Below are 21435 nucleotides of genomic sequence, written 5' to 3' on the forward strand. Positions count from 1 at the left end.
GGTTGGTGGGGGCCCCCCCCCGGGGGGGGGCGGGGGGGGGGGGGGGGGCCGGGGGGGGGGGGGCCCCCCCCCCCGCGGCCCGTGTGTCCGGATTTCCGTCAGCCGGCCTCGGGGGCGGGTTCCCTGACCGCCGACTGCGCCGGGACGCCCGCGGTCGACGCCTCGTCCGAAGCGTCCGGGGTGTCGGGAGCCTTGCCGGCGGGCCTCTCGGGCCCCTCCTCGCTCTCGTCCGGCAGGGACGCGACGTCCCCGTCCAGCACCTTCCTGGCCCGCTCCAGGTCCAGTGCACCCTCCCAGCGGGCGACGGCGAAGACCGCCACGCAGTTGCCGAGGAGGTTGGTGACGACGCGCATCGAGTCCATGATGCGGTCCACGCCCAGCAGCAGGGCGACCGCGCCGGCCGGGACGGCCCCGAGGGAGGAGGCGGTCGCGGACAGGGCCAGGAAGGCCGAACCTGGGATGCCCGCCATGCCCTTGCTGGTCAGCATGAGCACCAGGATCACGGTGAGCTGCTGGCCCAGGCTGAGGTCCACGCCGACGGCCTGGGCGATGAACAGCGTGCCGATGGACAGGTAGAGCGAGGCGCCGTCGAGGTTGAAGGAGTACCCCGTCGGCAGCACCAGGCCCACGGCGTCGTCTCGGGCGCCCGCCCTGCGCAGCTTCTGCATCACCCGGGGCAGGACGGACTCGGTGGAGGCGGTGCCGAGCGCGAGGAGCATCTCCTCGCGGATGTAGCGCAGGAACTTCCAGAGGCTGAGCCCGGCGACCATCCGGAGAGCGACGGCGAGCAGCACGACGAAGAGCGCCGCGGCCGCGTAACACAGGATGATCAGCTTGGCGTACGTCTTCATCACGCCGAGCCCGTACTGGCCGACCAGGACGGCCATCGCGCCGAACACGGCGATCGGGGCCAGCCGCATGACGAAGCCGACGATCGCGAAGACGATCTCCTGTGCCTGCTCGACGGCGGGGAGCACCTGCGGCACCCGGGTGTGCCCGAGGTGCAGCAGCGCCGCACCCACCAGACAGGCCAGCAGGAGCACCTGGAGCAGGGCGTTCTCGGCGAAGGCGCCCAGGAAACTGGTGGGCAGCGCGTTCAGGACGAACTCGGTCGTCGAGGGCAGCGAACCACCGCCGGTCTTCTCGTCGATCGCCGAGGCGTCGAGCGTGGACGGGTCCACGTTCATCCCCGAGCCGGGCTGCACGACGTTGGCTGCGACCAGACCGATGAGCAGAGCGGCCGTGGACGCGATCTCGAACCAGATCAGGGCCTTGAGCCCGATCCGGCCGAACGCCTTCAGGTCACCGGCCTTGGCGATGCCGACGACGACCACGCAGAACACGAGCGGCGAGATCACCGTCTTGATGAGCCTGGTGAAACCGTCGCCGAGCGGCTTGAGATCCGTGGCGACGCCGGGCCACAGCTTCCCGACGACGATGCCGAGCACGAGCGCGCAGGCGACCTGCGCGAAGAGAGAGGTACGCAGTATGCGTGCGACGCGTCGCGGCAGGGACGGTACGGACTGCGGCACAAGCACTCCTAGAGGGGACGTGGACTCACAGAAGCCGGGAGAGAGACTTCTGCGATACGGAAAGCGGATTCCGTGACGCTCACTCTGGAGGGCGAGTCGCTCAAGCGGAATGCCTCCGTGTTGCGTGCGCGTAAAAGGCCACACGAGTGACACATGGCACACCACTCATCTCCGCACCTGCCGCGCCCCCTTCACGTCAGCAGCCGCCGCGGTCCTCGGTGAGGACGCCCTGCACGGTCGTCAACTCGCGGTCGTGGCAGCCCGAGGAGCCGTGGAACCGGTAGCGCTCGCTCGTCGTGCCGACCGCGTGACGCTGGTCGCGCGGCACGTTCACGGTGAACGTGGCGTCACCCGTGTAGGTGTCGTCGAGCCGCGACCACGCCGTGCGCCGGCCGTTCAGGGTCGTCACGGCGTCGGCCCGGTCGCCGAGGGTCAAGGCCGTGCGCAGCCGGTCGCCGGCACCGAGCGTGGTCGTGCCGTTCATCGTGTAGGTCCGGTGGACACGCGTCGTGCGCGTCGGCCCGCGGCCGTCCACGGTGACCGACTCGTCGTCCCTCCAGGTGGCGTCGAGGCCGTCCACGGTCTCGCCGTCGGTCCAGCGGTGCGCGAAGGTGGCGGCCAGGGAGCGGGTGACGGTGGTCGTCACCCGGCCGTGGGAGGTGTCGACGTAACCGGCGACGGTCAGACGGTGACCGCCCTCGGTGTCCACGCGATGCTCCGCACCGGGCGTGTAGGTGGTGGGGTCGGTGAGGCCGCCCGCCTCCCGCCGGACGAGCTTCCCGCCCACCACGGCCTTCTTCTCGTCCTGCCAGACCAGCACGTTGACCGGTGTGCTCCAGCCGCTCTGTCCCTCGGGCACGCCGACGACGGACACCTCGACGCGGTGCGGACGACCGTCGTTGAGGAGCCCGGCGAAGGGGGTCAGGTCGTATTCGATCGGCTTGATGTCGAAGGCACGGGGGCCCGGAATCACGTACCAGAGGAACGGGTTGGACCAGCCGCCGGTCCACACGTGCGGGAAGGGTGCGGCGATCCCGGCCAGTTGTCCGTCGATCCGGAGCTGCACCTCGCGGTACGGGCCGTCGTCCGCGTGGCAGGAGTAGGGCGCGTCGGCGGGCACCGTCAGGTACCAGTACTCCTCGCAGCCGCCGCCGGAGCCGGTGGCGTAGACCTCGGCGACGATGCGTTCGCTGTTGCGGGGCGTGGTGAGGGTGGCGCCGTCGGCGAGGGTGAGGACGCGGTCGGGGGTGGCGGACGGGCGTCCCGTGAAGAAGGTGAGCGTCACCTTGACGTCGATGACGCCCGTGTACGTGTCGTCGACGACGTTCCCGATGAGCATCTCGACGTCGTGCGTGCCACGGAGGGTGTCGCTGTAGCGCGTGACGTCCTTCTCGACGGACCACTCGATCCCGTCGGGCGACGGCTCTGGCGTCGAGGTACGGAGGATCTCGGCACCGCCCACACGCAGATGGCCCAGACGGTCGAACTGCCGGCCCTTGACCTTGCCGTCGAGCCGCAGCACCACCTTGCTCCAGCGGTCGCCGCAGTCCTTGGGCGGGCTGTACGTCCCGCGGTACGGCGTGAAGTCACGGAACTGCGCCTCGGCGACGGTGACTTGGCAGGATCTGGTGGCCGGCTTGGTCACGGGCGGGGCGGCGGTGAGGGGGTCGCGCCAGTCGGTGCCGAACTCGGCGGGGACCTCTGCTGGTCGAGAGCCGGCGACCCCCGTGTCGACGGAGGCGCCGACCACAGGTGTGGAGGCCGCGTGGGCGGGTGTCGCGGGCAGGGGGGCCGCGTGGGCGGGGGCGGTGCCGAGGAGTGCGCTCGCCAGGAGGGCCGCTCCGGTGAGCATGGACATGATGATCCGGCTTCTCATGGCCGGTGTTCTACGGGGAGTTGAGCCCTCCCGCAATGACGCCTCCCCCGGACGGGTTGCCGGAATCAGGACGTCCGCGCCGCGTCGGGCGGCAGCCGGATCCATGCGCCGCCATGGAAAATCGGTTGATTTTGACCACCCTCCGAAGCGAACCTTGCACGGTTTGTTGCCGCCGCTCCTCCGTCGCGGACTCCCCCTTCGTCCGCTTCCCCCATTCACCCCCTGACACGAGCCACTGGGACGTCATGCAGATCCAAGACCTTCCGTATCCCGACCCGGGTGTGCCCGACGCGCGCTCGGGGCCCCGCTTCCTGTGGTGGCTCGGCCGCAACCAGCTGGGCGGCCAGCTCAGGTCACTGGCCTGGGGACTGCTGCACTTCGTGGCCGTCTCGGCGCAGCCCTTCTGCGTCGGGTTCGCCGTCGAGGCCGTCGTCGACCGCTCCGGTTCGCGGCTCGCTCTCGCCGGCGGGCTGATGGCCCTGTGCGGTGCGGCCACCGCCCTCGGGGACACCTTTCTGCACCGTACCGCCGTCACCAACTGGATCACCGCGGCCGCCCGCGTCCAGCAGCTTCTCGCCCGCAAGGCCTCCCAGCTGGGCTCCGCGCTGAACCGACGGGTCGCCGCCGGAGAGGTCGTCGCCGTCTCCACGGGAGACGTCGAGAAGATCGGCTGGTTCGTGGAGGCCGTCTCCCGCTTCACCGCCGCCGCCCTCACGGTCGTGCTGGTCTGCGTCGGCCTGGTGGTCTACCAGCCGGCCCTCGGCGTGGTGGTCGCGGTGGGCCTGCCCGTCCTCGCGGTCGCGGTGCTGCCTCTGCTGCCCCGCGCGACCCGGCGCGCCGACTTCCAGCGCGAGAAGGCGGGCCGCGCCACCGAGCTGGCCTCGGACACCGTGGCCGGCCTGCGGGTGCTGCGCGGCATCGGCGGCGAGGAACTCTTCCTCGACCGCTACCGCCGCGCCTCCCAGGAAGTCCGGCACGCGGCCGTGCGCAGCGCCCGCATGTGGTCCCTGATCAGCGCCATCCAGGTGCTGCTGCCGGGCCTGCTGCTGATCGCGGTCGTGTTCTACGGCGTCCATCTGGCCCGCGAGGGCCGGATCTCCGTCGGCGAACTCGTCACCGTCTACAGCTCCGTCATGGTCCTGGCGTATCCCCTCCGTCACTTCGAGGAGATCGCGATGGCCTACTCCTTCTCCCGTCCGTCGGCGAAACGCGCCGCCGGGGTGCTGGCGCTGGAACGGGCCACGGACGTCGGCGGGACCCGCCCGGCGGACCTCCCTTCCGGCGATCTGTACGACCCGGCCACCGGGCTGCTCGCCCCGGCCGCCCGTCTCACCGCCGTGGTGTGCGGCGACCCGGACGCGGCCGGGCGGCTGGCGGAACGTCTGGGCGGGCACCCCTCCGAGGGCGGCCCATCGGTCCTCCTCGGCGGGGTTCCGCTGGACGAACTGCCACTGGACTGCGCGCGCACCGCCGTCCTCGTCCAGGACAAGGACCCGGTCCTGCTGTCCGGCTCCCTGCGCGACCTGCTCGACGTGCCCGCCTCGGGGACCGTCGACGCGGCGGCGGCACTGGCGGCCGCCCAGTGCGGGGACGTTCTCGAAGCCCTCGTCCAGGGCTCGCTCGACGCGGACGACCCGCTGGACGCCCGCATCACCGAACGGGGCCGCTCCCTGTCCGGCGGCCAGCGCCAGCGGCTGGCCCTGGCCCGGTCGCTGCTCACGGACCCGGAGGTCCTCGTCCTGGACGAACCCACCTCCGCCGTCGACTCGCACACCGAGGCACGGATCGCCGAGGGGCTGCGGGAACTGCGCGCCGGGCGCACGACAGTGGTGTTCACGTCGTCCCCGCTGCTCCTGGACCGGGCGGACCGGGTCGTCCTCGTGCACGAAGGCCGGGCGGCGGCGGTCGGTGTGCACCACGAACTGCTGCACACCGAGCCGCGGTACCGCGCCGTGGTGACCCGGGAGACCGACGAAGAGGCCGCTCTGAGCGGTGTGCTGACCCAACTGCACGACACGAAACTGGAAGAGATCGAGGAGACCGCATGATCGGCGTGGCGCCACCGGCGTACGACCCGGCGGCACCGACGACGGCGAACACGCTGCCCGTCGGCGCACCCGCCACCGTACGCGCCTACGTGGCCGAACTGTTGCGCAGGCACCGCCGCGCCTTCCTGCTGCTCCTCGCCGTCAACACGGTCGCCACCGTCGCCTCGATGGTGGGCCCGTGGCTCCTGGGCGATGTCGTGGAAAGGCTGTCGGACGGGGCACGGGAGCTGCATCTGGAGCTCACCGCCGCCTTGTTCGTGCTCGCCCTGGTCGTCCAGGCCGCCTTCGTCCGGCAGGTACGGCTGCGGGGCGCCATGCTCGGCGAGCGGATGCTGGCCGACCTGCGCGAGGACTTCCTCGTCCGGTCGGTCCGGCTGCCGCCGGGTGTGCTGGAGCGGGCCGGGACGGGTGACCTGCTGTCGCGCATCACCACGGACATCGACCGGCTGGCCAACGCCATGCGTGAGGCCGTGCCCCAGCTGACCATCGGCGTGATGTGGGCCGCGCTGCTGCTCGGCGGACTCGTCGTCACGGCTCCGCCCCTGGCACCGGCCGTGCTGGTCGCCGTGCCGCTGCTGGTCGTCGGCTGCCGCTGGTACTTCAGGCGGGCACCGGCCGGCTACCGTTCCGAGGCCGCCGGGTACGCCGCCGTGGCCGCCGCCCTCGCCGAGACCGTGGACGCCGGGCGCACCGTCGAGGCCCACCGCCTCGGCGACCGCCGGATCGAGCTGTCGGAGCTGCGGATCAAGCAGTGGACGGCCTGGGAGCGGTACACGCTGTGGCTGCGGTCGGTGCTCTTCCCGGTGATCAACGTCGTGCACGTCACCGTGCTCGGCTCGGTCCTCATGCTCGGCGGGGTGTTCGTCCTGCAGGGCTGGATCGGCGTCGGCCAGCTCACGACGGGCGCCCTCCTCGCCCAGATGCTGGTCGACCCGGTGAACCTGATCCTGCGCTGGTACGACGAGCTGCAGGTGGCCCAGGTGTCGCTGGCCCGTCTCGTCGGCGTGCGCGACATCGAGCCGGACGCCGGGGATCCCGCGCTGGAGCCGGACGGGCGTGACGTGCTCGCCGACCGGGTCCACTTCGGCTACCGCGAGGGGGTCGACGTGCTGCGCGAGGTGTCCCTGGAGGTCGCCCCCGGCACCCGGCTGGCCCTGGTCGGCCCCTCGGGCGCGGGCAAGTCCACGCTGGGCCGCCTCCTCGCCGGCATCTACGCGCCGCGGGACGGCCGGATCACGCTCGGCGAGGCCGAACTGTCCCGGATGACCGCCGAACGCGTCCGCTCGCACGTGGCACTGGTCAACCAGGAGCACCACGTCTTCGTCGGCTCGCTGCGCGACAACCTCCGGCTCGCCCTCCCCCACCCCCGGCTCCACCCCGGCGAGGGGACCGGGGAAGGCGCCGAGGACGCCGAGGACGCCGCACTGTGGGCCGCGCTGGCCGCCGTCGACGCGGACGGCTGGGCACGGGCACTGGACGACGGCCTCGACACCGAGGTCGGCTCGGGCGGGGTCGCGCTGACCCCGGCGCAGGCCCAGCAGATCGCTCTGGCCCGGCTGGTGCTGGCCGACCCGCACACGCTGGTCCTCGACGAGGCGACCTCGCTGCTCGACCCACGCGCCGCCCGCCACCTGGAACGGTCGCTGGCCCGCGTCCTCGACGGCCGCACCGTCGTCGCGATCGCCCACCGTCTGCACACCGCCCACGACGCCGACGTCATCGCCGTCGTCGAGAACGGCCGCATCAGCGAGCTGGGCAGCCATGCGGACCTGGTCGCCGCGGACGGGGCCTACGCGGCACTCTGGCGGTCCTGGCACGGCTGAGCGGGGCGACGGAGCGGCCCGGCCGGTGACGGGGGGCGCCGGTCCGGCGGGCGGCAGTGCGGCGACGGGGCCGTGAGCGGGCGGTCGGCTCCGGGGCTCGGCCACCACGGCGGAACGGCCGCTCTGACCGGTCGAACGACGGTCCTCGTCGGCTGAACGGCGGTCCGGATCGCCTGTGGGCACGGTTCCGCGTCCGCACGGGCGGCTGCCGCGCATTCCGGGTCGGAGCCTCCGTGCCCCGCCTCCCGCGCCCGGGGTCCGGCCGTCCCCTTCCGTTTGCCGTTGCGCGGCCCCGAGCCGGGGTGGAACGCTGGAGAGCGGCACCCGCACTGGAGGCGGTCGGGCTGATCCGTCCGGAGCGCGCCGCGTTCGGCCGGTGTCCCGTGCGGCGGTGTCCCACCGCCGACCGCGGTGAGTACGGGCCCGTCATCCCCTGGAGGTACCCGTGAACAGCCCCGATGGATGGGGGGACGACGTCTACCAGCCCGACGCATCCGAGATCCAGGACGATGCGGGACTGCTCGACGCGGAGGACACACTGGTGAACGACGGCGTCGGCGACCCCCTGGACCGGGGCTGGTCGCCTCCCGAGAGGCCGTGGGCCGTGGAGCACACCGGCGTGACGGCCGCGGAGCGCCGACAGGGCGAGACCCTCGACCAGCGGCTCGCGGAGGAGCTGCCGGACATCGCCCCACCCGACGGCGACGGCCTCGGCGACTGCGACGGCACAGACGGGGAACTCCTGGACAACGAGGTCGGCGCGGCCCGCTCCGGCCGACTGGTGGCGCCGGACGAGGGAGCCCACGAGGACGAGGAAAGCGCTCTGATCGCCACCGACGTCGGCATCGACGGGGCGGCCGCCTCCGCCGAGGAGGCCGCGATGCACATCGTCGACGAGGACACCCTGTCCGGCTGACGGGGCCGCCCCCGGCCCGTCGCCCTTGACCCCACCGCACGAGGAGCACGTATGCAGCAGGACAAGCACCCCGACTACCACGCGGTCGTCTTCCGTGACCGCGCCGCCGGCTACGCCTTCCTGACCCGGTCCACCGCGACGAGCGACCAGACGATCGAATGGGACGACGGCGAGACCTACCCGGTCGTGGACGTGGAAATCTCCTCCGAGAGCCACCCGTTCTACACCGGCAAGGCCCGCACGGTGGACACGGAGGGCCGCATCGCCCGCTTCGAGCGCCGCTACGGCGAGGGCACGGCGACCTGAGCCGCCCCCGCCGACGCGGCCGGGGTTCAGATCACGTTGAGCGCGGCCGCGCCGCCCACTCCCCCGAGCACCATGAACACCGGCATCAGCACCTTCAGCTCGACCCAGCTGCCCGCCCGGAACCGCATCGCCTTGGGCGGACCCAGCGGATACCAGCGCTTGCGCCCGATCGGGATGGGCCACAGGATCGGGCAGCCCGAGACGGTCAGCGCGTCCCCGATGTCGTGCACCAGGGCGCCCAGCAGGATCGGCAGCCCGAGCCACAGGTACTCCTGGCCGGGCTCGGTGAACAGCCAGTCCGCGCCGTTGCCCGGCTTGTCCAGGACCCCGGCCAGGATCCAGGCGCTGGTCGCCGCCAGCAGCCACACCAGCACGTCGCTGCTGGAACCGCGCGCCGCCCGCCACAGCAGACCCTCGATCGCCAGCACCATGTGCACGAAGAGGATCGCCAGCACCGCCCAGCGGCCACCGGTGATGGCCAGCACCGAGGTGCCCGCGCCGATCATGACCGCCCACAGCCAGGTGTGCGTCAGCGTGCGGTGACCTCCGGAGCGGCGCGGGTCGCCCTGCTTCTTGGTGGCCTTGTAGACGCCGTAGGAGAGCTTGTCGACGACCTCGCACAGCCAGCGCGAGAGGGGACCGAAGGCTCGGGAGATCGTCGCGGCCTTGTGGTCGAGATCGGGAGCGAGCGCGGCGCCGGCGGAGATCAACGCACCGCACAACAGGACCGGCCAGGGCATGGAGTGCCCGGCCGCGGCGGCTGCCGCACCGACGCCGAGCCAGGCGGCGGCGCCCGACAGTGAGTGTGCTGGTCCCATCATGGCCGTTGCCCGCCCCATTCCTCGTGAGCCGCTGTCCAGTTGACCGGGTGCGATGACGCTCCGTCGGCGAGACAGCGTAGCGGCCGTGATCTTCGGTCCGGCATCCGATTCCCCCCTCGGGCACCGGGGCAGGCAAGATGGGGGCGTGACCCTCATCGATCAGTTGCCGCCGACCGCAGATCCCGACGCCCTGTACGACGCCTTCGAGTCCTGGGCCCAGGAGCGCGGTCTCACGCTCTACCCGCATCAGGAGGAGGCGCTGATCGAGGCGGTCTCCGGCGCGAACGTGATCGTGTCGACGCCCACCGGCTCCGGCAAGAGCATGATCGCCGCGGGTGCGCACTTCGCCGCGCTCGCCCGGGACGAGGTCACCTTCTACACGGCCCCGATCAAGGCGCTGGTGTCGGAGAAGTTCTTCGAGCTGTGCAAGATCTTCGGCACGGAGAACGTCGGCATGCTGACCGGCGACGCGTCCGTCAACGCCGATGCCCCGGTCATCTGCTGCACCGCCGAGGTGCTCGCCTCGATCGCGCTGCGCGACGGCAAGGACGCGGACGTCGGCCAGGTCGTCATGGACGAGTTCCACTTCTACGCGGAGGGCGACCGCGGCTGGGCCTGGCAGATCCCGATCCTGGAGCTGCCCCAGGCACAGTTCGTCCTGATGTCGGCGACGCTCGGCGACGTGTCCTTCTTCGAGAAGGACCTCACCCGCCGCACCGGCCGCCCCACCGCGGTGGTCCGCTCCGCGACCCGGCCCGTGCCGCTGTCCTACGAGTACCGGTACACGCCGCTCACGGAGACGCTCACCGACCTGTTGGAGACGAAGCAGGCTCCCGTTTACATCGTGCACTTCACGCAGGCGCAGGCCGTGGAGCGGGCGCAGGCGCTGATGAGCATCAACATGTGCTCGCGGGAGGAGAAGGAGCAGATCGCGGAGCTGATCGGCAACTTCCGCTTCACCACGAAGTTCGGCCGCAATCTCTCGCGTTACGTGCGGCACGGCATCGGGGTGCACCACGCCGGCATGCTGCCCAAGTACCGGCGCCTGGTGGAGAAGCTCGCCCAGGCCGGTTTGTTGAAGGTGATCTGCGGTACCGACACCCTCGGCGTCGGCGTCAACGTGCCCATCCGGACCGTGCTGTTCACCGCGCTGACCAAGTACGACGGCAACCGTGTGCGCACGCTGCGGGCCCGGGAGTTCCACCAGATCGCGGGCCGGGCCGGCCGGGCCGGTTTCGACACGGCGGGCTTCGTGGTCGCGCAGGCGCCGGAGCACGTCATCGAGAACGAGAAGGCGCTCGCCAAGGCCGGCGACGATCCGAAGAAGCGCCGCAAGGTGGTGCGCAAGAAGGCGCCGGAGGGCTTCGTCGGCTGGACGGAGAACACCTTCGAGAAGCTCATCGAGTCCGAGCCGGAGCCGCTGACGTCGCGCTTCCGGGTGACGCACACCATGCTGCTGTCCGTGATCGCCCGCCCCGGCAACGCCTTCGAGGCGATGCGGCACCTGCTGGAGGACAACCACGAGCCGCGCAGGCAGCAGCTGCGGCACATCCGGCGCGCGATCGCGATCTACCGCTCGCTGCTGGACGGCGGGATCGTCGAGAAGCTCGACGAGCCGGACGCCACGGGCCGCATCGTCCGCCTCACCGTCGACCTGCAGCAGGACTTCGCGCTGAACCAGCCGCTGTCCACCTTCGCGCTGGCCGCGTTCGAGCTGCTGGACCCGGAATCGCCGTCCTACGCGCTCGACATGGTCTCCGTCGTGGAGTCCACACTCGACGATCCGCGCCAGATCCTCGCCGCCCAGCAGAACAAGGCGCGTGGCGAGGCGGTCGCCGCGATGAAGGCGGACGGCGTCGAGTACGAGGAGCGCATGGAGCGCCTCCAGGACATCACCTACCCCAAGCCCCTGGAGGAGCTGCTCTTCCACGCGTACAACACGTACCGCAAGAGTCACCCCTGGGTCGGCGACCATCCGCTGTCGCCGAAGTCGGTGATCCGGGACATGTACGAGCGGGCGCTGTCCTTCACGGAACTGGTGTCCCACTACGAGCTGGCCCGTACCGAGGGCATCGTGCTGCGCTACCTGGCCAGCGCCTACAAGGCCCTCGACCACACGGTCCCGGACGACCTCAAGTCCGAGGACCTGCAGGACCTGATCGAGTGGCTGGGCGAGATGGTGCGCCAGGTCGACTCCAGCCTGCTGGACGAGTGGGAGCAGCTGGCGAACCCGGAGGAGATGACCGCCGAGGAGGCCCAGGAGAAGGCCGACGAGGTCAAGCCGGTCACCGCCAACGCGCGTGCATTCCGGGTCCTCGTGCGCAACGCGATGTTCCGCCGCGTCGAGCTCGCCGCCCTCGACCAGGTCGACGAGCTCGGCGAGATGGACGCCGAGTCCGGCTGGGACGCCGACGCGTGGGGCGAGGCGATGGACAAGTACTGGGACGAGTACGACGACCTGGGCACCGGTCCGGACGCCCGCGGCCCCAAGCTGCTCGTCATCCAGGAGGAGCCGCAGAACGGGCTGTGGCGTGTCCGCCAGATCTTCGACGACCCGAACGACGACCACGACTGGGGCATCAGCGCGGAGGTCGACCTCGCGGCGTCGGACGCCGAGGGCCGCGCGGTCGTCCGGGTCACCGACGTCGGCCAGCTGTGAGCACCGGATCAGGCACAGAAGCAGGCACAGGAGAAGCGCACCGATGACGAATCCGGCCGAGAGGCTCGTCGACCTGCTCGACCTGGAGCAGATCGAGGTCAACATCTTCCGGGGCCGCAGCCCGCAGGAGTCCCTGCAGCGGGTCTTCGGGGGCCAGGTGGCCGGCCAGGCGCTGGTCGCGGCCGGCCGGACCACGGAGGGCGACCGGCCCGTGCACTCGCTGCACGCGTACTTCCTGCGCCCGGGCCGGCCGGGCGTGCCGATCGTGTACCAGGTCGAACGGGTGCGGGACGGGCGGTCGTTCACGACCCGCCGGGTCACCGCCGTGCAGCAGGGACGCACGATCTTCAATCTCACCGCCTCCTTTCACAAGCCTGAGGAAGGTCCCTTCGAGCACCAGCTGCCACCTGCCCGCGAGGTCCCGGACCCGGAGTCGCTGCCGACGGTCGCCGAGGAGGTCAGGACTCATCTGGGCGCGCTGCCCGAGCAGTTGGAGCGGATGGCGCGTCGTCAGCCCTTCGACATCCGTTACGTGGACCGGTTGCGCTGGAGCGCCGAAGAGGTCAAGGACGCCGAGCCGCGCAGCGCCGTGTGGATGCGCGCGGTCGGGCCGCTCGGCGACGACCCGCTCGTGCACACCTGCGCGCTGACGTACGCCAGCGACATGACCCTCCTGGACGCCGTCCGTCTCCCGGTCGAACCGCTGTGGGGTCCGCGGAACTTCGACATGGCGTCGCTGGACCACGCCATGTGGTTCCACCGGCCGTTCCGCGCGGACGAGTGGTTCCTGTACGACCAGGAGTCGCCGATCGCGACGGGCGGACGCGGTCTCGCTCGCGGGCGGATCTACGACGTGCGGGGCCGTCTGCTGGTGTCGGTCGTCCAGGAGGGACTGTTCCGGCCGCTGTAGGCCGCCGGGAGCGTCACGCGTTTCTGCGGCGCAGCCAGCCCAGCAGCCCGCTCCTGGCTCGCCCGGGGCGCTCGTGGCCGCCGGTCGGCTCGGGTTCCGCCGCCGGGCGCGGCGGGGACGACTTCGGCTTCGGATTCGGATACCGCTTCGGCTTCGGCGAGGGACGTGGCGCGGGTTGATGCGAGCGGGCCTCCTCCAGGGCCTGGGCGAGGTCGGAGCGCAGCCAGTCGATCTCGTCGGGGTCGTCCGCCGTCGTGATCTTTTCGACGAGGTGCGCGGCCGGTGTCCCCGGGGCTCCGTGGGCCGGCGGCCCCGGTCGGAAGCGGTTCAGGTGGGAACGTTCGTAGGGGTCCTTGACGATCTCCGCGATCTGGACGGGGTCGAGCAGTGCGGCCAGTGCTCCCGCGCGTTGCCAGGGGCCGTCGGCCTGCCGCAGCAGAAAGCCGAGGTGGCGTCCGCGCCAGTTGCGGGGCCGCAGGTCCAGGCCGGTGGCCAACTGCTCCCGCAGGTTTCCGGGTGTCCGGCCGGTCAACAGGGGTGCGTTGTCCTTGTCGTCCGCGAACTGCCGTAGTTCGTCGGCGAGATACAGCCAGACGACGGCCCGGTAGCGGTTCAGGTAGAACTTCACGGGCACCACGAGCCCCAGCCGCGCGAGGCGGGTGAAACGGGTGGGCGGCACCTCCATGACGGCCGCGCCCTCGCTGGTCCCCACGGTTTCGACGCTTTTGCGCAGCGCCTCGGGGAGACCGGGCGTCGCCCGCAGCCGGTCGAGCTCGGCGCGGGCCACCCGGCGGCCCCCTCCGCCCTCGTCGGGCACTGTCCTGATGCGTCCCAGATGCACGGCGAGGTCGAACTCGATGCGTTTCAGGCCCAGTTCCCTCGCCGCACGGCTGAAGGTGCAGGAAAGGGTGTGCGGTTGCGTGGCGGTGTTGCCTGACATGGTCCGTCTCCCCCGTGGAGTGAAGTGGCCCGCGCCGTCCGCGGTGGCCTCGAAAAAGACCGTAGCCGGATTCGCGGATCTCGTGGCAGGCCTGTGGATAACTCCACGGGGGATAACGAAAGTGCAGGTCAGAGGTCTGTCAGTGACGCTCGCTCGGGGTGGCGGGCGTCCACCGTGAGGTGCTCGCCGACCCGGTTGACGAGCAGCGCCATCTCGTAGGCGATCTGGCCCATGTCGGCCTGCGCGCCGCTGAGGACGCACAGGCAGCTGCCGGTGCCGGCCGCGGTGACGAACAGCACCGCGTCGTCGAACTCGACCATCGTCTGGCGTACCTGCCCCGCGCCGAAGTGGCGTCCGGATCCCTTGGCGAGGCTGTGCAGTCCGGACGAGACGGCTGCGAGATGCTCGGCGTCCTCCCGGCGCAGTCCCGTGCTCGCGCCGGCCACCAGCCCGTCGTTGGACAGGACCAGTGCGTGCCGCACGTGGTCGACCCGCTCGGTCAGGTCGTCCAGCAGCCACCCCAGTCCTCGCTTCTGCGCCATGTTCCGTCTCCCCGTGTGACGTTCCCCGTTGGTGACGCCCCGCCCGGCCGGCGGGACTGTCCGTCAGCCTTCACCACCACCGGCCACCGAGCAAGGAGGATGGGGGCATGGCACAGAAGATGACCGATGAGGAATGGCGGGCGTTCGTCTCGCACGGCACCCGCACCGGAAAGCTGTCGACGGTCCGGACGGACGGACGTCCGCACGTGGCACCGATCTGGTTCCTGCTCGACGGGGACGACGTGGTCTTCAACACGGGCAAGAACACCGTGAAGGGCCGCAACCTGGCCCGGGACGGCCGGGTCGCCCTCTGCGTGGACGACGACCGACCGCCGTTCGACTACGTCGTGTTGCAGGGTCACGCCGTGATCTCGGAGGATCTCGACGAGGTACGGCACTGGGCGGCCCGGATCGCAGCGCGGTACATGGGCGAGGACCGGGCCGAGGAGTTCGGCGCCCGCAACGGCGTTCCGGGCGAGTTGCTGGTCCGTGTCAGGATCGACCGGGTTCTCGCGGAGAAGGCCGTCGCGGACTGAGGAACCGGCCGCGGTCTCCTCAGCTCACGGAGTCGAGCAGCCGGGCGGTGTGCATCCGCCCGGCGTACTCGACGAGCCGGATCAGCACCTCCTTCCCCGAGTCGCGGTCACGGGCGTCGCACAGGACGACGGGGGTGCCCGGGTCCAGGTCGAGGGCGCGCGAGACCTCGGGGGCTCCGTAAGTCCGCGCCCCCGTGAAGCAGTTGACGGCCACCACGAACGGGATGTGCCGGTGCTCGAAGTAGTCGACCGCCGGGAAGCAGTCCTCCAGGCGTCTGGTGTCGGCGAGGACGACGGCGCCCAGGGCTCCCTGGGACAGTTCGTCCCACAGGAACCAGAACCGGTCCTGGCCCGGGGTGCCGAACAGGTACAGGGAAAGGCCGGAGCGGATGGTGATCCGGCCGAAGTCCATGGCGACCGTGGTGGTGACCTTCTGGTCCACGCCGTCGGTGTCGTCCACCAACTGGCCCGCCTCGCTGAGCAGTTCCTCGGTGCGCAGCGGCCTGATCTCGCTGACCGCGCCCACCAGGGTCGTCTTGCCCACGCCGAAACCGCCGGCGACCAGAATCTTCAACGCCAGTGGGGCCGTGTCGCCGCCCGTGGCGTCGGAGTGCTCGGAGACCATGGATCACTTCTCTCGGGAGGGTCGACAAGGGTGCGGAGCGGGTCCGTACGCTTCCGGATGGGTCTGAACGTTCATCTACAGCGCCCGCAACCCTTCGATGACCTCGCGCAGAATGCGCTCGTCGGGCAGCTGCGCGGGCGGCACAGGACGGCTCACGGTGACGCAGCCGAGTTCCAGCAGGTCGCCGAGGAGCACCCGGACCACGCCCACGGGCAGGTCGGAGCCCGCCGAGAGTTCCGCGACGGACTGGGTCTCCGTACGGCACAGGTCGATGAGGGTACGGTGTTCCGGCCCGAGCCCCACACCGTCGGCTCCGGGCGCGCCCGGGTCCAGGGTGACCAGGGCGATCAGGTCGAAGCGGACCCCGGTGGGCCCGGGTCTCGTGCGTCCGCCCGTCATGGCGTACGGGCGGACGAGGGGCCCTGCCTCGCTGTCGTACCACTGGCTGCCCGGTTCACGCGGGGCGCCGGTCATGTCCTCGGTCATCTGCGGAGGTCGTCCCCTCGCCTCATCCGGCGGCGGGCGGCCGCGCGGAGACGCGCGCCGGCGTGTAGAGGTGCTCCCCGACGCGCTTGACCAGCCGGGCCATCTCGTAGCCGACCAGGCCGATGTCGGCGGTCACGGCGGTGAGGACGGCGAGGCAGGAGCCGTCGCCCGCGGCGGCCACGAACAGGAAGCCGTCGTCCATCTCCACCATGGTCTGGCGTACGCCGCCGGCGCCGAAGTGCCGGCCCGCGCCCTTGGCGAGGCTGTGGAAGCCGGAGGCGACGGCGGCGAGGTGTTCGGCGTCCTCGCGGCTGAGGTCGGTGGAGGCGCCGACGGCGAGGCCGTCGTTGGACAGCACCACGGCGTGCCGTACCTCGCTCACACGCATCACCAAGTCGTCCAGCAGCCAGTCGAGTTCGCCGGAGCGCTGGGGCGACCTCGTGCTCGGGTCCTGGATCATGCGGGGTCTCCTTCACTGCTGTCGCTGCCCGGTGCGGAGTCCGGGACAGCACCGCGGCCGGGTTGCCTGCCACCACCGCGCGCCCAGCCGTCCCGGTAGGCGGCCATCCGGTCCCGTACGAGTTCGGGGGTGCGCCCGTCGTCGCCGCGCGGGCCGGGCGCGTGGACCGGTTCGTCGGGAAGCGGGCGGCGCAGTTGGGGGACGAGGTTCGCCTGCCGTACCCGGCGCGGCAGGTCATCCGATCCGTCGGAGTCGTCCGGTGGGCGGTGCAGGCGCAAGGTCGTGACTCCCGGGGGTGGGGTGTCGGCGGCCGTCGGCTCGGCGGCGGCCCGGACGGGGGCGACGAGCGCCGGCCGGTCTGCGGTCGTGCGGACGGCCTCCGGGTGGCGGTCGGCTGTGGGCACGCGCGCGTACGCGCGTTCCGCGGACCGCTCTTCCGCTTCCGCCACCTCTCGGGCCGAACGCTCCGGCGTGCCGCTGTGCAGCAGGGCGGTGGGCAGCAGGACGACCGCCGTGGTGCCGCCGTAGGGCGAGGTGCGCAGGTGGACCTTGACGCCGTGGCGTGCGGCGAGCCTGCTGACCACGAACAGGCCGAGCCGGTCGCTGTCGAAGAGGTCGAGGGCCTCGGACTGCGCGATCCGCCGGTTGGCCTCGGTGAGCGTCTCCTTGCCCATGCCCAGACCCCGGTCCTCGACCTCGACGGCGTAGCCGTTGCCGACGGGCTCGCCCGTGATGCGCACGCGCGTGTGCGGGGGCGAGAACTGGGCGGCGTTCTCGACGAGTTCGGCGAGCAGGTGGGTGAGGTCGGCGACGGCGGAGCCGATGACGGAGGCCTCCGGGAGCTGCCGTACCTCCACGCGCGCGTAGTCCTCGACCTCGGAGACGGCGGCGCGGACCACGTTGGTCAGGGAGACCGGCATGCGCCAGGCCCGGCCGGGGGCGGCGCCGGAGAGGATGATCAGGCTCTCCGCGTGGCGTCGCATCCGGGTGGTGAGATGGTCGAGCCGGAACAGGTCGCTCAGCTCGTTCGGGTCGTCGGAGCGGCGCTCCATGCTGTCCAGGAGACTGAGCTGGCGGTGGACCAGCACCTGGCTGCGCCGGGCGAGGTTGACGAACACACCGGAGATGCCGCTGGCGAGTTCGGCACGCTCCACGGCGGCGCGCAGGGCGGCCCGGTGCACGGTGCCGAGGGCCTCGGCGACCTGGCCGGTCTCGTCCTCGGCGCGCGGTCCGGGCGGGGCCTCGGCCCGGATGTCGATCTCCTCGCCGGCCCGCAGTTTCCGCATGGCCTCGGGGAGTTTGCGCCGGGCGATCTCCAGGGCGCTGTTGCGCAGGCTCACCAGCTCGACGACGAGTCCGCGGCCGATGCGCACGGAGATGACGAGCGAGGCGGCGACGGCGGCGAGGCCGAACAGGACCGCGGCGCCGGCCGGGGTGAGCAGACCGCGGGTGAACGGGTCGGCGCGGTCGGCGACTTCGCGCGCCGCGTCCGCCTCGATGGTGCGCATGCCGTTCTGCACGCGCGCGTGTGCCGTGCCCCAGGTCGCTTCCGGCGCGGCGCCGAGGGCCTTGGCACCGGGTCCGCCGGCGAGCACCTTGTCCTCGGCGGCGTCCACGACGGCGTAGGCGCTGCCCGCGGCCAGGTTCCGCCAGGCGGTGCGTTGGGGGCCGCGCAGATCCGCCACGGCCGACTCGGTGAGGGTGCGGCGCGTGTCGACGGCGCCGGTGAACAGCCGCAGGCGCTCTCCGTCGAGGCGGCCGGCCAGACGCGCGCTGTCGAGCAGGACGTCCTCCTGGGCCAACGCCTCGCCCGCGCGGGAGAACTCGAGCAGCACGCGCGCGTCGGAGCCGAGTTCTGCGTCCTGGATGCCGGACAGTGCACCGCCGACGGAGAAGGCGGCCGAGATCGTTTTCGTGTACCGGCCGTACGTCTCCTGCCAGCCTGCGCCGCCGTCGAGTACCGCGGTCCGCAGGGAGCGCAGTTCCTCGGCGCCGGTGACGAATGCCTCCAGGCGCTGGGCCACTCCGGCGGGCAGTTCCTGGCCGTCGGCGACGGTGCTGTCCTCGCCGAGCCGGAGCACTGCCACGGCACGGTCCGTGCGCTCGCCGAGCTCCTTGAGGTCGCCGTTCTGTGCGGCGGCCGGGTCGGTGGCGTGGCGCACGGCGGCCGCCCGCTCCGTCTGCAGCGCCGCCACCGCGGTCGCGACGGGGGTGCGGACCTCGGAGTCCACGCGCTGCAACTGCCGCAGCCGGGAGACGTCCTGGGCGGTGCTGACGGTGGCGTACGCCCACAGGGCCAGCAGGGAGACGACCGGCACCATCAGCAGACAGACGATCTTGGCGCGTACGGTGCGCGGCCGGACCTGCCAGCCTTTCCCGCGCGTGGGGGGCGCGTCCGTCGCTGTGCCCGGCTGCTCGTCCGCCCCCTCGTCGGCGGGCGGTCCGGCGTGGGCGCGACGGCCGCGCACGGGGGGCGGCGTCTCGGCGCCGTCCGTGGGGGTCCTCCGGGGTGTACGCATGGCCTCCTCGCTCGGCAGGGGTTCGGGGGTCGTGCCGTCCGGTCCGGTCACGCGGTGCGGGCCTGTTGACGGCCGGCGACGCTCTCCCCCGGCTGCTGTGCGGAGGCGGACGCCTCGCGCTCCCCCGTGGTGGGAGACAGTGCGACGAAGGCCGAGGTCAGGAAGAGATAGGACCCGAGGCCGACGGCGAGGGGGAAGATGAACTGCATCGCCGTGGCCCCGGGCAGGGCCGCGCCGGACGGCGTGACGCGCACGTCCACCGCGAACATGGCGGTGTAGTGCATGCTGCTCACCGCCGCGCCCATGACGAGCGAGGCGAGGGTGACCGCGACCGGCGACTTGATGTTGAGCGCCGCCCAGAGGGCCGCGGTCGCCGCGACGACGGCGATCAGGACGGAGAGTCCGACGAGCATCGGGTCGTAGGTCACGTCGCCGTGCAGCCGGACCGCGGCCATGCCCAGGTAGTGCATGCTCGCCACGCCGAGGCCGGTGGTGAGACCGCCGATCAGCAACGCGCGCGTGCGGTCGCGGCTGTAGCCGACGGCGAAGACGCCGGCGCAGACGACGACCATGGCGACGAGGAGGCTGAGCACGGTCAGGGGAACGTCGTAGCGGATGTCGGTGCCGCTGACGCGAAAGCCGAGCATGGCCACGAAGTGCATGGTCCAGATGCCGGTACCGATCGCGGAGGCCGCCGTGACGAGCCAGTTGCGGCGCGAGCGGCCGGTGGCGCCCAGCGCGCGGACGGTGCAGCGCAGCCCGAGGGCGGCGCCGATGCAGGCCATCACGTACGACAGCACGGGGGTCAGCCAGCCGAAGGTGGCGTGGTCCAGGTGTCCCATGGCTCCGGGACGCTAGTGGGGGCATGGGAGCATAAAGGGGGCGCATTTCGAAAGGTGCCGCAAAATGACATGGAAATGCGCCGGAGCGATCGCCTCACGCTCGAACATGTGCGCCGCGACGTCCTCCGTGCCGGTGAGGGATCATGCGGCACATGAGCGACGACCACACACACGTCCAGGAGTTCTTCACCGCGCGCGCTGCCGACTGGGACAGCCGGTTCCCCGACGACGGTCCCGCCTACGCGGCCGCGGTCGCCGAGCTCGGTCTGCGCGAGGGCGACCGCGTGCTGGACGCGGGCTGCGGCACCGGACGGGCCCTGACGCCCCTGCGCGGGGCCGTGGGGCCCTCGGGAGTGGTCCTCGGCGCCGATCTGACCCCGGCCATGCTCCAGGCCGCCGTACGGGCGGGACGGGACCGCGACGGACGGCTGCTGCTCGCCGACGTGGCCGCGCTGCCCCTGCGCTCGGGGTCGATCGACGTCGTGTTCGGGGCGGGGCTCATCTCCCACCTGCCCGACCCGGCGGCGAATCTGCGCGAGCTGGCCCGGGTCGTGCGCCCCGGCGGCACGCTCGCGCTGTTCCACCCGATCGGCAGGGCGGCGCTCGCGGCACGCCAGGGCCGTCGGATCACGCCCGACGACCTGCGCGCGGAGCCGAACCTCCGCCCGCTTCTGGCCGGTTCCGGGTGGCGTCTGACGTCGTACGCCGACGAGGACACCCGCTTCCTCGCCCTGGCCGTTCGCGAGGACTGACGCTCACGCCCCTCCGGCGACCGCCGTCACGAACGCGTCGGGGTTGTCGAACATGACGTTGTGGCCGGCGGCCTGCACGGTCACCACGCGCACCCCCGCCGTCTGCAGGGCGTCCGCTCCCGCCAGTTCCCCGCTGAGCTCGCCCTGGAGGTAGACGCGCTCGACCGAGTCGAGCGCGGTCAGGATCTCGCGCATGACGGGCGTGGATCCCCGCCGCAGCCCCACGGCGCTGCGGTGCAGGGCGCGCGGGTCGGCCAGCCGCATGGTCGCCGCCCACAGGGGCCCGACCTCGTCCAGCACGCGCGTGTGGCCGCTGTGAAGGAACTCGTCCTCCGTGTACGAGGCGATCCCGCTGCTGCCCGCGGTCGGCGGCGGAGACGCGTCGAGGTTCGCCTCCGTCAGGACGAGCCGGGAGACCAGGTCGGGCCGGCGGTGAGCGAGGACGATGGCCACGGAGCCGCCCATGCTGTGGGCGATCAGCTCGACGCCCGTCACGCCCGCCGCGTCCAGGGCGGCCGCCAGGGCGTCCGCGTGCTCCTCGAGCGTGTAGCCGAAGCCTTCGGGCCGGTCGCTGATGCCGTGCCCGGGAAGGTCGACGAACAGGCTGCGCCGACCGGCCAGTTCCGGACGGGCCGCCACATGCGCGTGGTAGGCGGCCGAGGTGGCCCCCAGCCCGTGCACGTACACGCGCGCGGGTTCCGCGCCCGGGGTCTCCGTCCAGCGGATCCGGCCTTCCCCGCCACCGAACTCGGCCTGTCGCATCACTGCCTCCTGAGGGACATCACGGTCTGAGGGCATCACGGTCACTCGACCGCGCCAACGAAGATACCTCGCTACCGATG

The 21435-nt window shown here is 72.0% G+C and carries 19 protein-coding genes; 8 read left to right on the forward strand and 11 right to left on the reverse strand.

Annotated features, from left to right (window positions below; translation table 11 throughout):
- Positions 1-98: 98 nt before the first annotated feature.
- Both ACPT94_RS09870 and ACPT94_RS09875 read right to left on the reverse strand, forming a co-directional pair.
- A complete protein-coding gene (locus tag ACPT94_RS09870; RefSeq protein WP_425245658.1) occupies positions 99-1532 on the reverse strand; it encodes a cation:dicarboxylate symporter family transporter in 1434 nt (477 codons plus the stop codon).
- A gap of 196 nt (positions 1533-1728) precedes the next feature.
- On the reverse strand, positions 1729-3408 hold the full coding sequence (locus tag ACPT94_RS09875) for a peptide-N4-asparagine amidase (protein WP_425245659.1): 1680 nt from the start codon (positions 3406-3408) through the stop codon (positions 1729-1731).
- 245 nt (positions 3409-3653) lie between these two features.
- Here ACPT94_RS09875 and ACPT94_RS09880 point away from each other — a divergent pair, with 245 nt between their 5' ends.
- The 4 genes from ACPT94_RS09880 to ACPT94_RS09895 all read left to right on the forward strand — a co-directional run bounded on the left by ACPT94_RS09880 (position 3654) and on the right by ACPT94_RS09895 (position 8501).
- A complete protein-coding gene (locus tag ACPT94_RS09880; protein WP_360331482.1) occupies positions 3654-5456 on the forward strand; it encodes an ABC transporter transmembrane domain-containing protein in 1803 nt (600 codons plus the stop codon).
- The gene (locus tag ACPT94_RS09885; protein WP_360331485.1) at positions 5453-7279 is read left to right on the forward strand and encodes an ABC transporter ATP-binding protein; all 1827 of its coding nucleotides are present in this window, start codon (positions 5453-5455) and stop codon (positions 7277-7279) included. The genes ACPT94_RS09880 and ACPT94_RS09885 overlap by 4 nt, the downstream gene beginning before the upstream one ends.
- Before the next feature lie 445 nt (positions 7280-7724).
- The gene (locus ACPT94_RS09890; protein WP_360331487.1) at positions 7725-8195 is read left to right on the forward strand and encodes a DUF5709 domain-containing protein; all 471 of its coding nucleotides are present in this window, start codon (positions 7725-7727) and stop codon (positions 8193-8195) included.
- A gap of 51 nt (positions 8196-8246) precedes the next feature.
- On the forward strand, positions 8247-8501 hold the full coding sequence (locus ACPT94_RS09895; RefSeq protein WP_360331490.1) for a type B 50S ribosomal protein L31: 255 nt from the start codon (positions 8247-8249) through the stop codon (positions 8499-8501).
- Between the two features lie 26 nt (positions 8502-8527).
- On the opposite strand, the gene ACPT94_RS09900 is transcribed toward ACPT94_RS09895, so the two are convergent.
- Complete coding sequence (locus tag ACPT94_RS09900; protein WP_425245660.1) at positions 8528-9322, reverse strand: metal-dependent hydrolase; 795 nt, start codon at positions 9320-9322, stop codon at positions 8528-8530.
- Positions 9323-9467: 145 nt separating this feature from the next.
- On the opposite strand from ACPT94_RS09900, the gene ACPT94_RS09905 reads away from it, so the two are divergent.
- Both ACPT94_RS09905 and ACPT94_RS09910 read left to right on the forward strand, forming a co-directional pair.
- The gene (locus tag ACPT94_RS09905; protein ID WP_360331496.1) at positions 9468-11981 is read left to right on the forward strand and encodes a DEAD/DEAH box helicase; all 2514 of its coding nucleotides are present in this window, start codon (positions 9468-9470) and stop codon (positions 11979-11981) included.
- Positions 11982-12024: 43 nt separating this feature from the next.
- Positions 12025-12891: an acyl-CoA thioesterase gene (locus ACPT94_RS09910; protein WP_360331499.1), complete on the forward strand. Its 867-nt coding sequence runs from the start codon at positions 12025-12027 to the stop codon at positions 12889-12891.
- 13 nt (positions 12892-12904) lie between these two features.
- Here ACPT94_RS09910 and ACPT94_RS09915 read toward each other — a convergent pair whose 3' ends face one another.
- Positions 12905-13831, reverse strand: a complete 927-nt coding sequence (locus ACPT94_RS09915) for a DUF6397 family protein (protein ID WP_425245661.1) — start codon at positions 13829-13831, stop codon at positions 12905-12907.
- A 128-nt stretch (positions 13832-13959) separates the two neighbouring features.
- On the reverse strand, positions 13960-14373 hold the full coding sequence (locus tag ACPT94_RS09920) for a roadblock/LC7 domain-containing protein (protein ID WP_360331505.1): 414 nt from the start codon (positions 14371-14373) through the stop codon (positions 13960-13962).
- A 107-nt stretch (positions 14374-14480) separates the two neighbouring features.
- Here ACPT94_RS09920 and ACPT94_RS09925 point away from each other — a divergent pair, with 107 nt between their 5' ends.
- The gene (locus ACPT94_RS09925; RefSeq protein ID WP_425245662.1) at positions 14481-14909 is read left to right on the forward strand and encodes a PPOX class F420-dependent oxidoreductase; all 429 of its coding nucleotides are present in this window, start codon (positions 14481-14483) and stop codon (positions 14907-14909) included.
- 19 nt (positions 14910-14928) lie between these two features.
- Here the strand turns inward: ACPT94_RS09925 and ACPT94_RS09930 are convergent, their stop codons facing one another.
- The 5 genes from ACPT94_RS09930 to ACPT94_RS09950 all read right to left on the reverse strand — a co-directional run bounded on the left by ACPT94_RS09930 (position 14929) and on the right by ACPT94_RS09950 (position 19841).
- Positions 14929-15534, reverse strand: coding sequence for a GTP-binding protein (locus tag ACPT94_RS09930; protein ID WP_360331511.1), 606 nt, complete (start codon positions 15532-15534; stop codon positions 14929-14931).
- A 75-nt stretch (positions 15535-15609) separates the two neighbouring features.
- Complete coding sequence (locus ACPT94_RS09935) at positions 15610-16020, reverse strand: DUF742 domain-containing protein (RefSeq protein ID WP_360331514.1); 411 nt, start codon at positions 16018-16020, stop codon at positions 15610-15612.
- Between the two features lie 22 nt (positions 16021-16042).
- Positions 16043-16480, reverse strand: coding sequence for a roadblock/LC7 domain-containing protein (locus ACPT94_RS09940; protein ID WP_360331517.1), 438 nt, complete (start codon positions 16478-16480; stop codon positions 16043-16045).
- Positions 16477-18999: a sensor histidine kinase gene (locus tag ACPT94_RS09945; RefSeq protein ID WP_425245663.1), complete on the reverse strand. Its 2523-nt coding sequence runs from the start codon at positions 18997-18999 to the stop codon at positions 16477-16479. Before ACPT94_RS09945 ends, ACPT94_RS09940 begins: the two co-directional genes overlap by 4 nt.
- Positions 19000-19046: 47 nt before the next feature.
- Positions 19047-19841, reverse strand: coding sequence for an MHYT domain-containing protein (locus tag ACPT94_RS09950; RefSeq protein ID WP_425245664.1), 795 nt, complete (start codon positions 19839-19841; stop codon positions 19047-19049).
- 152 nt (positions 19842-19993) lie between these two features.
- Here ACPT94_RS09950 and ACPT94_RS09955 point away from each other — a divergent pair, with 152 nt between their 5' ends.
- Positions 19994-20593, forward strand: a complete 600-nt coding sequence (locus ACPT94_RS09955; RefSeq protein WP_360331526.1) for a class I SAM-dependent methyltransferase — start codon at positions 19994-19996, stop codon at positions 20591-20593.
- A 3-nt stretch (positions 20594-20596) separates the two neighbouring features.
- Here the strand turns inward: ACPT94_RS09955 and ACPT94_RS09960 are convergent, their stop codons facing one another.
- Positions 20597-21355, reverse strand: coding sequence for an alpha/beta fold hydrolase (locus ACPT94_RS09960; RefSeq protein ID WP_425245665.1), 759 nt, complete (start codon positions 21353-21355; stop codon positions 20597-20599).
- Positions 21356-21435 lie beyond the last annotated feature (80 nt).

The sequence above is a fragment of the Streptomyces aurantiaciflavus genome (assembly GCF_049808595.1).
GTDB lineage: Bacteria > Actinomycetota > Actinomycetes > Streptomycetales > Streptomycetaceae > Streptomyces.